At 43.0% G+C, this 13,015-nt stretch carries 14 protein-coding genes; 10 read left to right on the top strand and 4 right to left on the bottom strand.

The annotated features are described in order from the left end of the window. Positions 1 to 75: 75 nt before the first annotated feature. Together EYA81_RS04620 and EYA81_RS04625 are read right to left on the bottom strand one after the other, a co-directional pair. Positions 76 to 612, bottom strand: a complete 537-nt coding sequence (locus EYA81_RS04620; RefSeq protein WP_131225400.1) for an HD domain-containing protein — start codon at positions 610 to 612, stop codon at positions 76 to 78. Positions 613 to 646: 34 nt separating this feature from the next. Further along, positions 647 to 2,374 (bottom strand): glycosyltransferase family 39 protein, encoded by a 1,728-nt coding sequence (locus tag EYA81_RS04625; protein WP_131225401.1) that lies wholly within the window; start codon positions 2,372 to 2,374, stop codon positions 647 to 649. A gap of 187 nt (positions 2,375 to 2,561) precedes the next feature. On the opposite strand from EYA81_RS04625, the gene EYA81_RS04630 reads away from it, so the two are divergent. The 7 genes from EYA81_RS04630 to EYA81_RS04660 all read left to right on the top strand — a co-directional run bounded on the left by EYA81_RS04630 (position 2,562) and on the right by EYA81_RS04660 (position 6,736). Next, entirely contained in the window at positions 2,562 to 2,939 is a 378-nt protein-coding gene (locus EYA81_RS04630) for a GtrA family protein (protein ID WP_120027413.1), read from the top strand. Positions 2,940 to 2,990: 51 nt separating this feature from the next. Next, positions 2,991 to 3,962, top strand: coding sequence for a glycosyltransferase family 2 protein (locus tag EYA81_RS04635; protein ID WP_022401421.1), 972 nt, complete (start codon positions 2,991 to 2,993; stop codon positions 3,960 to 3,962). A 358-nt stretch (positions 3,963 to 4,320) separates the two neighbouring features. Further along, on the top strand, positions 4,321 to 4,608 hold the full coding sequence (locus EYA81_RS04640; RefSeq protein ID WP_022401420.1) for a hypothetical protein: 288 nt from the start codon (positions 4,321 to 4,323) through the stop codon (positions 4,606 to 4,608). A gap of 256 nt (positions 4,609 to 4,864) precedes the next feature. After that, entirely contained in the window at positions 4,865 to 5,347 is a 483-nt protein-coding gene (locus EYA81_RS04645) for a GNAT family N-acetyltransferase (RefSeq protein ID WP_022401418.1), read from the top strand. Beyond that, complete coding sequence (locus EYA81_RS04650) at positions 5,344 to 5,703, top strand: DUF3795 domain-containing protein (protein WP_057097562.1); 360 nt, start codon at positions 5,344 to 5,346, stop codon at positions 5,701 to 5,703. Before EYA81_RS04645 ends, EYA81_RS04650 begins: the two co-directional genes overlap by 4 nt. A gap of 31 nt (positions 5,704 to 5,734) precedes the next feature. Further along, complete coding sequence (locus EYA81_RS04655) at positions 5,735 to 6,316, top strand: Crp/Fnr family transcriptional regulator (protein WP_005827269.1); 582 nt, start codon at positions 5,735 to 5,737, stop codon at positions 6,314 to 6,316. Positions 6,317 to 6,460: 144 nt separating this feature from the next. Then, positions 6,461 to 6,736, top strand: coding sequence for a hypothetical protein (locus tag EYA81_RS04660; RefSeq protein ID WP_226791215.1), 276 nt, complete (start codon positions 6,461 to 6,463; stop codon positions 6,734 to 6,736). 12 nt (positions 6,737 to 6,748) lie between these two features. Here the strand turns inward: EYA81_RS04660 and EYA81_RS04665 are convergent, their stop codons facing one another. Then, positions 6,749 to 7,702 (bottom strand): transporter, encoded by a 954-nt coding sequence (locus tag EYA81_RS04665; RefSeq protein WP_009037935.1) that lies wholly within the window; start codon positions 7,700 to 7,702, stop codon positions 6,749 to 6,751. A gap of 200 nt (positions 7,703 to 7,902) precedes the next feature. Between EYA81_RS04665 and EYA81_RS04670 the strand changes: the two genes are divergently transcribed. The 3 genes from EYA81_RS04670 to dnaA all read left to right on the top strand — a co-directional run bounded on the left by EYA81_RS04670 (position 7,903) and on the right by dnaA (position 11,782). Then, positions 7,903 to 9,138 carry an N-acetylmuramoyl-L-alanine amidase gene (locus tag EYA81_RS04670; protein ID WP_005827280.1) on the top strand — a complete coding sequence of 412 codons (1,236 nt, stop codon included), beginning with the start codon at positions 7,903 to 7,905 and terminating at the stop codon, positions 9,136 to 9,138. A gap of 13 nt (positions 9,139 to 9,151) precedes the next feature. After that, positions 9,152 to 10,045 (top strand): MlaD family protein, encoded by an 894-nt coding sequence (locus EYA81_RS04675; RefSeq protein WP_005827282.1) that lies wholly within the window; start codon positions 9,152 to 9,154, stop codon positions 10,043 to 10,045. A gap of 351 nt (positions 10,046 to 10,396) precedes the next feature. Further along, the gene (gene dnaA, locus EYA81_RS04680; protein WP_117599991.1) at positions 10,397 to 11,782 is read left to right on the top strand and encodes a chromosomal replication initiator protein DnaA; all 1,386 of its coding nucleotides are present in this window, start codon (positions 10,397 to 10,399) and stop codon (positions 11,780 to 11,782) included. 95 nt (positions 11,783 to 11,877) lie between these two features. Here dnaA and EYA81_RS04685 read toward each other — a convergent pair whose 3' ends face one another. After that, on the bottom strand, positions 11,878 to 12,612 hold the full coding sequence (locus tag EYA81_RS04685) for an NADPH-dependent oxidoreductase (protein ID WP_131225402.1): 735 nt from the start codon (positions 12,610 to 12,612) through the stop codon (positions 11,878 to 11,880). Between the last annotated feature and the right edge of the window lie 403 nt (positions 12,613 to 13,015).

The following is a 13,015-nucleotide window of genomic DNA, read 5'->3' on the forward strand; positions in this document are numbered from 1 at the left end:
TAATAGTTTACGCTTGGAGGGGCAAAAGTACATAATTTATACGGATAATCTCCCTTTTTAAAGAAATTTAGATTGCTACAAGAACTGTTCGCACCAATTATCAAAGCGCCGTACCCCTTCTTCACCATAACGTTCCAAACTTTTACGGGCTTTTTTTACACTTTTCTCCTTTTCCAAATGAGTTTTTGAATAAAACTTATCGGCAAAACAGATAACTTGTTCTTCCAAGCTGACCGGAACCATTTCACGATGAGGCACAGGCAAATCCTGCGCAATGATTTCCTTCAATGAAAGTCCGGCACCCGTATGGCGTTCACAAACCAAAGCATGGCGGGGATATCCTTCGCCACGCATCAAGTCGGCTCCCAAATAACCGTGACAGATATAAGGCTTGTCACCAAAACAATGGATACCTGCCGCATCTGTAAGAAAAATGCCTATATCGTGCAGCATGGCAGCCTCGTACAGAAAATCCTTATCCAATGAAAGTTCCGGATGGCGGTCGGCAATCCATAACGACTTGTCGGCTACGGAACGGCTGTGCGTCAACAGTATATGCCGCAACTCATTCTCTTCCGGATAATATTTGTTAATGATATCTATCGGATTCATTTTAAGTTATGAGTTATGAGTTATAAGTTATGGGTTATGAATTGTCAATCACCCTGAATTTATACATACAGATTTCATTACGCATATCACAACTGCGTCTGTCTGTACGGAATATCTTTTCCAGATGATACGTCTGTTCCAGCTCTCCCAACATATTCTCCTCCTCCTTTACGGGAACCAACAAATAGCCCTCCCCGCTGGACGGACGTTCCTTTTCAATGTGCCGCATGCGGTCTTTCAGATAGAAGTTAACACCATAGAAACTCATTTTCGAGTAAGAATAGACCACACCTTCCGGAACATACGTATTGACCCTTTCAGCCAAATGTTTATCTGATTTCACAGCCAGCACCGTGGGCTGATAAACCGAATCCAATGATACGAAAAGGCAGAGTATACATCCTGCTATGCCATATAATAATGACCGGCTATCCGCACGCTTTATCACCATGCGTAATGTGCAGACAGCGGCTACTACGGGAAGCGCTACCAGGAGCCACTTGGGAACAGACAAAGCCACATCCTCCAACGCATGCATAAAGGCTACATTCTCAGCGGCATGGCGTCCGCTTCCAAAAACGCTGTCGGGAACCAGGCCGAGACGAACTACGACAAAAACAAGCGTAAGCAACAAGCCCAAAGAAGCAAAGATGATTGCACAAATCCTGAAAACTCGTGCCCCCTTTTGTACCAAAGCCAACAGATACTCAGCTATCAGCACTGCCATAAACGGATAGATGGGAAGCAGATAAACGCTCCGCTTACTCTTGGGGATGCAGTAGAAGACAAAGATTATCAGAATGACCAGCCACGTGAACAATTGTACCGGAGACTGGTTGCGGAAAGCAGTCCAGCCCTTCTTCAACCGCAACAGCAGGGTCTCCCCTTCCGGCAGACAACGCATGTTTTTCCACTTCAAGCCAAACAAGGAAATTACCAGAACCAACGTCCAGGGAATCCATCCCCAAATCAAAGTCAGGAAATTATACCATATAGGATTTTCATGGGACTCGTAGGACATTTTGCCCATAAACCGCCCGGTATTCTCCTCCAGAACCAAATCGAGGAACGGTTGTCCACCTTGTCTGTAAGCTACGTATACCCAAGCTAAATAAGGAACAAAAGAAAGCAAGCCGATACCTACCAACGAGAAAAACGCTTTCCAGAAAGAACGTCCGCGCAACAACTGATACACACCGATACACGCGCAAGGGAATATGGAGCCTACCGGCCCTTTGGTCAACGTGGCACATCCCATCAGCAACACCGCAAGCCAGGGCACTCCGCGGCATCCCTTCTCATCCCAGCGGAACAGCAGACAAAGGGAAATAACGATAAAGGCAACCTGAACCATATCGACCCGACAAGCGACAGCCGCCCGATGCACCTCGAAAGAAGACAAAAGAAGAATAGAGGCCAGAAACGCCGTTTGAACGTTTTTACGTTTTGCCACAAAGGCAAAGAACATCAACTGCATGGCTAAAAAAGCCAATGCAGACGGGAAACGGGCGGAAAACTCCGTCACCTCTCCAAAAAGGGAAGAGACGGCGGCTATTGACCAGTAGAAGAAAGGGGGTTTATAAGCAATATCAGTACCATAGTTCACCGGAAGTATCCAGTTTCCACTTTCCAGCATAGAAAGGGCAACAATCGCCTCCCGCGGTTCCCCCTTGGAATAAAAAATGGTTTCTCCCAGAAAGGGAACAACCACAAGCACACTCAGCAGCGCAATAAACCAGAACGCCTTCTTTCTGTCCGACATACCTTATTTGTTTTTTATGTTTTCTGGACGCAAAGATAGCGCAAACCGAAAGCAGATGCAAATTTATTTGCAATTTGCTGAGATGCAGCTTAATTTCGCAAAGCAAAATTACAAATAATTCTGAAACAATGCCTAACTTTGCCGCCCCAATGATAATGGCAACAGAGAGTAGATATTTAATGTTAAGATGAAGCGGCTGAAACAACTACCGGAATTTGTACGCTTCGTAATGGTGGGCATCTTTGCGACAGCTCTGCACTACGGATTGTATTTTGTATTACAACGGGTTATCAATGTAAACATAGCCTATACACTGGGATATGCTCTCAGCTTCATCGCCAATTTCTATCTGACTGCTTACTTTACCTTCGGCCGGAAGCCCTCATGGAGAAAAGCCTTCGGATTTGGAGGGGCACACTTATGCAGCTATCTGCTACACATGGGGTTGCTGAACCTCTCTCTCTGGATGGGCATCTCCAAACCTCTGGCCCCCATTCCGGTTTTCGCCATCGCCATTCCGGTCAACTTCTTACTCGTACGTTTCGTTTTCAAAAGAAAAGAGTGATAATTTGTTTTTCTCCCGATTTCTTACGAATATTGCAAAAAGATTTGTTCTATGATGGAAAACTCTCCCATACTCGCCGTTGTCGTACCTTGCTACAAAGAAGAGGCAGTGCTGCATGAAACCCATAAACGATTGAGCCAATTATTCGACCGGCTGATACAAGCCCGGCAAATTTCCCCGGAAAGCTATATATTATATGTAAACGACGGAAGCACCGACCAGACATGGGCTATCATCAAAGAACTGCACCAAAATACGGCCTATGCCTGCGGACTGAACCTGGCAGGAAACGTAGGACACCAGAATGCCCTGCTAGCAGGACTCAATGCAGTAAAAGAGCGTTGCGAGATAGCCATCTCCATTGATGCAGACTTGCAAGATGACATCCAGGTGATTCCGGACATGATAAACAGCTATAAAGCGGGCAATGACATCGTTTATGGCGTACGTAAAGAACGGAAGACCGACACTTTCTTCAAACGCAACACCGCTTTGGTCTTTTATCGGCTGATGAAGGCAATGGGGGTAAAATCCGTCTACAACCATGCCGACTACCGCCTGATGAGCCAGCGGGCTATACAACACCTATGCCGCTTCCGCGAGCGCAACCTTTTTCTTCGGGGGCTGGTTCCCCTCATCGGCTACCAGACGGACAGCGTGTACTACAATCGTGACAAGCGTTTTGCCGGAGAATCAAAGTATCCTTTCCGGAAGATGCTTAATTTTGCCATCGACGGTATCACTTCCTTTTCCGTCAAACCGGTCCGTATGATTTTTTGGATAGGCTGCATCTTTATTCTTGTGGCACTGTGTGTCACCGGATGGACACTTCACTCTTACACACAGCATAACGCCGTCCCCGGATGGTCATCACTGATGATTTCCGTCTGGCTGGTAGGAGGTGTGATACTTGTGTCGCTGGGGATTGTAGGCGAATACATCGGCAAAATATACATTGAGGTGAAGGACCGACCGCGCTACAATGAAGAAGAACTGCTGATGCCGTCCGGCAAAACAGAATAAAAGAAGCCCATCATCATTCTACACAAAAGTTTTAAAAAGGAAAAACACTTGTCACGCTATCACACTATAATAAAGGTATAGGGAACAGTGTGTGTCTTTCTTGCCGACAAGTTGGCAAGATTTTGCCACCCTATTGGCAAGACTTTGCCATAGGCATGGCAAAAGTTTGCCAAAAGCATGACAATGGGTTGGCAAAATTACTCTCTGGCAGACAATGAGTTAACATAACTATCAAAATCGTATCGTCACATCAGTTTATATCAAAAAACACAAAATCGCTTGCGAAAGCGACATAAATGCCGTATCTTAGTACACGTGCAAGCAAACCATTTTGCTTACACATGATAAAAATCTGCTTATGGGAACATTAGGCTGCATCAATGACATGCTACAAAGGGATAAAGAGAACCGTGCTCTCCGCAAGTTGAGCAGAGGACGGATGCGGGAGCACTACAAATACCTTGTAGAAAGGAAAGGTCCTGAGAGAGCCGATGTAACCATTGAGGAAATAGAAAAAATCCGAAGAAATACTACTGAAAAGGAATTGTCAGATAAAGAACATCTATTCAGGGCAAAGACGATTCTTGCAGCATGTGCTTTAGTCTTGCTTTTATTGGGAGTACTTTGTTATAAATTGTTCTTATAAGCAGGTCTGAAACCAATTGGCAAGAAATCTACCCGGTTAAATTCATCAGCCATTGGCTGGCGATTGAAAGCAGATTCCCATGCTTCATAAAAATTCGCATACTTTTTATATTCGAAGCAAAGAATCAACAACTTGATTTTCCTAAACCAATAAATTAGAAATGAAAAGATTATCTTTGCAAACACAATAAATACATTGAAAGACTTTCTGTTAGAACATGGAACATCTAAAAGCATACATTTTAGCACTTAAAAACATGAATACAGATTTTACAATTAGAATTGCCCAACAGCCTGATGCCCTTGAACTTATGAGTTTGTTTCAAGAGACAGTCCTCCATATAAACAAACGTGACTATTCAGAAGCAGAAGTGGCAGATTGGGCATCGTGCGGAAACGACCTCTCCCGCATAAAAGACATGATTAAGACACATTATTTTATTGTGGCAACCAATCAACAGTCACAGATTGTCGGCTTTTCATCCATTACCCACCAAGGATATTTGCATTCTATGTTTGTTCATAAAGATTTTCAAGGTAAAGGCATTGCTACCATACTTCTAAATGAGATAGAACGGTATGCAACCGCAAGAGGAATCATGCGAATTACATCAGAAGTAAGCCTGACAGCCCGTCCATTCTTTGAGAAAAGAGGCTATATAGTAGAAGTGGAACAGAAACGCAAAGCCAACCAACTTTATCTCACCAATTTTTGGATGGCGAAAAGGCTGGCTGAATGAAATCGTATAACGGACGTATTCCTGCTTGTGGTGTCTTTTGTGGTGGTTGTCCCATATACACAAGAGAAAAAAGTCCCTGCAAAGGAGCAGAACAGAATGGTTCTCGCTGTGAAAAATGTAAAACATTCCATTTATGTTGCTTGGAAAAAAGAATAACACATTGTTTCCAATGTTCTGATTTCCCATGTACTAAATTCAAAAGATTTACCAAACGTTGGCTAAAATACGGACAAAACTTCATTGAAAACCAAAAGCTTTTAAAAAACGTAGGTGAAGTTAAATTTTTAAAGTATTATAATGAGAGAGTCCACGACCAGCTTACCAACAATGACAGAAAATCAGGAATAAAACAATAATTTTGTACCTTTCGAAAAACATGTGTTGTAAATGACAGATTTTAATTCATACATGGGCAATATAGACACTGACTTTTTTAGGGAACTGTGTTTAAGAAACGGAGAACTACGGTATTATAAAAGAAATGAGTTTATCCTCCGAGAGGGAGAAGTCGGTTCTTTCTTCGGGTTTATTGTATCCGGTGTAATCAAATATACCTGCATCAACCAAACTGAAAACAAAACATATAATGTAGGTTTTTCTTTTGCCAATGAATTTATCTCTGATTATCCCAATTGTTTATACGACATAAAATCTGAATTGAATATACAAGCAATAACCCCATGTAGAATCTACATCTGTTCTTCCGAATTACTTCTACAAGAATTTGAAGAGAACAAAGAAAATCAACGAATAGCCCGCATTGCAGCCGAACAATTATTTTTTCAGTCGTATTCACGTTACTTGGATTTGTTCAGATTTACATCGGAAGAACGCTATCTCCAACTTCTTAAAAAATGTCCAGAAATCCTACAAATGGTACCCCTAAAAGAAATTGCGTCTTACTTGAAAATAACCCCTATTCACATGAGCCGCATCAGACACAAACAGAGTTTTGACAGCAAAGAATAAACATAGGTTTAGAAATTCAATCATTTAACAATATTCCAAGACAATATTGATTCTGTTAGGAAGTTCTCTTTTATCTTTGCCCTATCCTTTGGCTGATTCAGCGAAAGGCAAGAATGAAAGGAGTTAAAACATAGAGTCCTATATATGAGAACAAGAAAAGTATTTAGAATGCCACTTGATAAAATTCTTTGTTTATCAGCCAATGCAATATTAACCATTATTGCACTATGGAGTATTGCATCAGTCTTTTTCGAAAACGTCACAATTGATTCTATAATAGCCCGTTTCAGCGTGGCTTCTGCCTGCATGGCCAACCTATTTTCAAAACATCGTCTTATCCGGATAATATTCCTCATTATGGCATTTGTACTGATAATTGTTGCAACCACCCTCTATGTTCATAAAGCAAATAAGATGTAAAATACTCAGTAGTTATTCCGTCTCATTTTTCCTTTTCTTCCACAGCTGATAACTATTGATTATATTCTGCCACAGCACATACGATCCCGGACCGACGGAAGATAACGGATTAAGATAAGTATATGCCATCCAGATGGCAAGCACCGTATTCTTTTGCCCCAGCGCCTGCCCTCCGCTGATGCGCTCACCATAATGGCCGCCGATTCTCTTTCCTAAATAGAATTGTATACAGCAGGTTATCAGTCCCGCCAGGGCTATCAGCAGTTCAACAAATACCGGTGCATCACTATTGACCAATGAACGTACCGTCTGCCCTGAGACAATGGCAAGAGCTACCGCCCACAAATAGAAGGCTGCATCATGGAAACCCAACAGAAAATGATGCACCTTCGGCACAAACGCACGCAGAAACCATGCCAGCAAGAAAGGACAAAGCAGCAATGGAAAGACTTTACTCAGAATTTTCAGGAATGCAACAAAAAAAGTAATGTCAGCATGAGGCTCCACCAACGGGAAAACCAAAGGAACAGCCACAGCCGCCAGAAGATTGGACAACAACGTATAGGTCGTCAGGCTGGATGCGCTTCCACCCAGTTTACCGGTAATGACAGCCGCAGCGGTTGCAGTGGGACAAATGAGACAGACCATTGCACCTTCAAACACTTCCCGGTAGACCTCCTCCATAGGGCAACACACCAACAATACCGCAACAATCAAGCAAGAAACCGTCTGGAACAGCAGTAACCATCCATGCCACGATTTGGGTTTCAGTTCATGCACCTCCACCTTACAGAAAGTGAGCAGAAGTTGGGAAAAAATCAAAAGTGGAGTCAGGAAAGCCACTAACACATTCACATAAGGTTTGGCAGGCGCCACAAAAGGAATGTCTGCAAAAAAGAAATATCCCAAAGTACCGGCAAGCATTGCCAAAGGCAACGTCCAGTTCTTTATAAAACGAACCAGCATACTTGATTTGCTATTTTAATTATCTGCCGCAAAGTTACGCATATTATCAATACATTGAGCCACTAATTACTCAAACACAGACATTAATTACACTAAAAATGAGAAGAAGAACAATAAAACTGAACATAATCCATTAGTTTTCTATAAATTTCCACTACATTTGCCAAGCGAAAAGGAAGCATTGTCTTTGCTACAATTATATGAAACTATACAGACGATACATATTATATATAAGTATATGCTTAGGGCTGCTTATCTCCCCCTTTTGCAGTGGCAGCGCTGAAGCGAAAGACTTTGTTGTCGTTATAGACCCCGGACACGGTGGACACGACCCGGGTGCAGTGGGAAAAATTTCCAAAGAGAAGAATATCAACCTGAATGTAGCACTCAAACTTGGCAAACAAATCAAGAAGAACTGCCCTGATGTAAAAGTTATCTATACGCGGGACCGGGACATATTCATCCCCCTGGACCGGCGCGCTGAAATTGCCAATAACGCCAAAGCTGATTTGTTCATCTCCATACATACCAATGCCCTGGCCAAAAACCGGACGGCCAAAGGAGCCTCCACCTGGACACTGGGTCTGGCAAAATCGGATGCCAATCTGGAAGTAGCCAAGCGCGAAAATGCCGTTATCCTCTACGAAAGCGACTACAAGACGCGGTATGCCGGCTTCAATCCCAACTCGGCAGAGTCCTACATCATCTTCGAATTCATGCAAGACAAATACATGTCACAGAGTGTGCACCTCGCCTCCCTCGTACAAAAGCATTTCCGCCAAACCTGCAAACGTACAGATCGGGGCGTGCACCAGGCAGGTTTTCTGGTATTGAAGGCCAGTGCCATGCCAAGCATACTGGTGGAACTCGGATTCATCTCCACACCGGAAGAGGAACGGTACCTGAACACTGAAGCAGGAACCACCTCACTTGCCAACGGTATCTTCCGCGCTTTCCTCACCTATAAGCGCGAGCAGGAAATCCGGTTGAACGGAAGCAGCAATACCATTCTTCCGGAGGATGTACCCGAGCCCGTTCAAGAAGAAGGCAACGCAGCTACAGCGACACCGGAAAAGAAAAATGCACCTCAAGCGGAGAGTAACCAAGCTGCCCAACGCCCGCAAAGGTCAGAAAATGCAGCCGTTTCCCAAACAGAACAGAGCGGCATCGTGTTTAAGATACAGATACTCACTTCTTCACGTCCTCTGGCCAAGAATGACAAAAGACTGAAAGGACTGAAAGACGTGGATTATTATAAAGAAGGCGGAATCTACAAATATACGTACGGCGCATCACCCGATTACAACAAGGTGCTGCGCAGCAAACGTAGCATTACGGACAAATTCAAGGACGCATTCATCATTGCGTTCAAGAATGGAGAAAAGATAAACGTCAACACAGCCATCAGCGAATTTAAAAAGAACAGAAATAAATAACAAAAGATACATCATGAAGTATATTACAAAAGAAGTTAGAATAGGAATAGCAGGCATAGCTGCACTTTGCATATTGGTATACGGCATCAACTACCTGAAAGGGATAAATATGTTCAAGCCCTCCAGCTATTTCTACGTGAAATTCCAGAATGTCAATGGGCTGACAAAATCCAGCCCGGTCTTTGCCGACGGCTTCCGCGTGGGTATTGTCCGCGACTTGTACTACGACTATACCCAACCGGGCAAAGTCGTTGCCGAAATAGATGTTGACCCAGAGCTGCGCATTCCCAAAGGAAGTACGGCAGAACTGGCAGCCGAAATGCTTGGCGGCGTAAAGATGAACCTGCTGCTTGCCAATAACCCACGGGAGAAATACCAGATTGGAGACACAATCCCCGGCGTGCTGAACAACGGAATGATGGAAAAAGTTGCCACCATGATGCCGCAAGTAGAGAAGATGCTGCCCAAGCTGGATTCCATTCTCGCATCCTTAAATGTCATACTAGCCGACCCCGCCATCCCTGCAACCTTGCATAACGTACAAGATTTAACAGCAAGTATGGCCGTCACAAGCCGCCAGTTGCAAACTCTAATGAAGGATGATATTCCACAACTGACCGGCAAGCTCAATACCATTGGAGACAACTTTGCACTCATTTCCAACAACTTAAAGGAGATAGATTATGCTGCCGCCATGCAAAAGGTAGACGCAACTTTGAACAATGTAAAAATGATTACAGACAAATTGAACCAGAAAGACAATACCGTCGGACTTTTGCTAAACGACCCTTCTCTATATAATAATCTGAACGCCACCACTGCCAACGCAGCAAGTTTATTGGAAGACTTGAAATCGCATCCGAAACGATACGTCCATTTCTCCCTATTCGGCAAGAAAGATAAGTAAAAGATGGACGTTATATAGATTTTGTCTAAATAATAAGTCTATAAAGGAATTAAAAGGAAAGCCCTCATTTGCTCTATACAAGGAGCGAAAAAGGGCTTTTTCCTGCTCTGGGCACAGAAAGAAAACAAGAGACGCAAAGCTACATAAACCACTATATGACAAAGTATTAGATAAATGCAACACACCTTATATAAGGAGTATACTCATAGTAACCGATAAGTAGCTGAAAGTAAAGAGCTTATTACTTTCCCTAAAAACGCAAGAAAAAAAGGATTTGTTTTTCTCGAATAAGATTGCCAATTTTGCAATCGTAGAAGTTATGCTTAATTAATAAATGTATTTATAGCCGTTATGAGTGAAATAGATCATGTCGGGCTGTGGAACCGCTGTCTTGAAATCATCAGAGACAATGTTCCGGAGCAGACATACAAAACATGGTTTCTTCCCATCATACCTTTAAAATATGAAGACAAAACGCTGGTCGTACAAGTGCCCAGCCAGTTCTTCTATGAGTTTTTGGAGGACAAATTTGTTGATTTGTTGCGCAAGACTCTCTATAAGGTCATTGGTGAGGGAACTAAATTGATGTATAACGTAATGGTAGACAAGAGTTCGCGGAAAACCGTCGACCTGGAGTCTACACAACGTACCATCATACCGCAAAAACAAGTGATGGACAAAAGGATCCCACAGATTCCCGTCCCCGAACTTGACCCGCACCTTAATCCAGAATACAACTTTGAAACCTTCATCGAAGGCTACAGCAACAAGCTGTCGCGCAGCGTTGCAGAAGCTGTCGCTCTCAATCCGGCTAAAACAATCTTCAATCCGCTGTTCCTATACGGAGCATCAGGTGTAGGCAAAACCCATCTTGCCAATGCTATCGGAACCAAAATCAAGGAACTATACCCGGAGAAAAGGGTATTGTATGTATCTGCACACCTATTCCAAGTGCAATACACCGATTCCGTACGTAACAATACGACTAACGACTTCATCAACTTCTACCAGACCATTGATGTTCTAATCATTGATGATATTCAGGAATTTGCCGGCGTAACCAAAACGCAGAATACATTCTTCCATATCTTCAACCATCTGCATCAAAACGGCAAGCAGCTTATCCTTACCTCCGACCGTGCACCGGTATTGCTACAAGGCATGGAAGAGCGTCTGATCACACGTTTTAAATGGGGAATGGTAGCTGAGCTGGAGAAACCTACCGTAGAGCTCCGCAAGAACATTCTGCGCAACAAAATACACCGTGACGGCCTGCAGTTCCCCCAAGAAGTGATTGACTATATTGCAGAAAACGTGGGCGACAGTGTACGTGACCTGGAGGGCATCGTCATTTCCATTATGGCACATTCCACCATATACAATAAAGAAATAGACCTGGAACTGACGCAACGTATCGTACGCAAGGTGGTGAACAGTGAAAGCAAAGCAGTAACTGTCGATGAAATCATCAACACCGTATGCAAGCATTTCGGATTGGAAACAGCCACCATCCACACAAAATCCAGAAAGCGGGAAGTGGTGCAAGCACGACAAATAGCCATGTATTTAGCCAAAAACTATACAGAGTTCTCTACTGCAAAAATTGGTGCGCTAATTGGACATAAAGACCATGCCACTGTATTGCATGCATGCAAAACCATCAAAGAGCTGAAAGAGGTAGACAAATCATTCCGTGCGGAAATCGACGAGATTCAAGCCGCACTGAAAAAAGGATAAGAATAAAGGATTAGGGATTAAGGATAAAGGATTAAATGCAGCTAAGTATGCATTAGCTTAACCCCTTATCCCTAATCTTCCCTAATCCTTAATTTTCAAAATCCCTGCTTTTTCATTATCTTCCAAAGATTCTCCGACATTGTCTCACTGTCTTTCTTCGTATAACGCACATCTGTAAAAACCTGCGCCAGCGTTTCCTTATTGTTCTCCAAGATGAACTGCTTGTTCTCAGGAAGCGATTCTTTATAGGCATACAACCGGTCAATGTCCTGAGGAGTATAATCATGATAAAACTCTTCGTGTACAATGGCCTCCAGCGGTAAACGGTCCACTTGTTCCGGCTGTTCGGCAGGCCATCCCACTGTGACTGTCGTGATGGGAAACACCAATTCCGGTAACTTCAACGCTTCGACAATCATCTGAGGGTTGTAAGTGGTAGTTCCCAGATAGCAAATGCCCAACCCCTTCTTCTCGGCAGCCACGCAAAAAGTCTGTGCCACCAGCAAGGTATCGACAGCCCCCGTCACAAACCACTCAAAGTTGTTGTATCCCGGCTCAGCCTTACGTTGCTCACACCACTTGCTGAAACGGCACAAATCTATGCAGAAAGTAAGCACTACCGGCGCCGTCTGAACCATCGGCTGATTGAAATGTGCAGGCGCCAGTTTGGCTTTACGCTCTGCATCACGCGTCACAATCACACTATAAACCTGCATGTTTCCGACTGTAGAAGCCCGGAAAGAGGTTTCAAGCAAATCATTTAACAAATCAGCAGAAATATCCTTCTGCTGGTATTTTCGGATTGTTCTCCTTTGTTTCAAGCTTTCCATTCTTTCTTTTTTTGCAAAGATAATGTAATCCACGAAAAATTCATTCAAGAGTTCACACTTTTTTCATCATCATATATCCGGAATAAAATACATCTTTTCAACAAGAAATGAACAATTATTATCTTTACGAGCAGATAAAAGTAACCTTATGTTCGACTAAACCGAGAACCTTTCAGCCCAACAAGTTGTTAATAAATTCCATTTTGGAAAACTTATTCGTTTACTCAAAGCATTAAAACATTATAAACCAACAAATTAACACCAATCAACAGAAAACTATCCACCGGTTAATAAAAATATTCATTTTAATTTTGCCAAATTGAAAAACATTCATAGCTTTGCAAATGCGTTTGTTAACAAGTAAGTACAACTTCTACAATTTTACTTATTTGTAACTAATCCT

Origin of the sequence: Bacteroides sp. A1C1, from assembly GCF_004328515.1 — a bacterium.
In the GTDB taxonomy this organism is placed as follows: domain Bacteria; phylum Bacteroidota; class Bacteroidia; order Bacteroidales; family Bacteroidaceae; genus Bacteroides; species Bacteroides uniformis.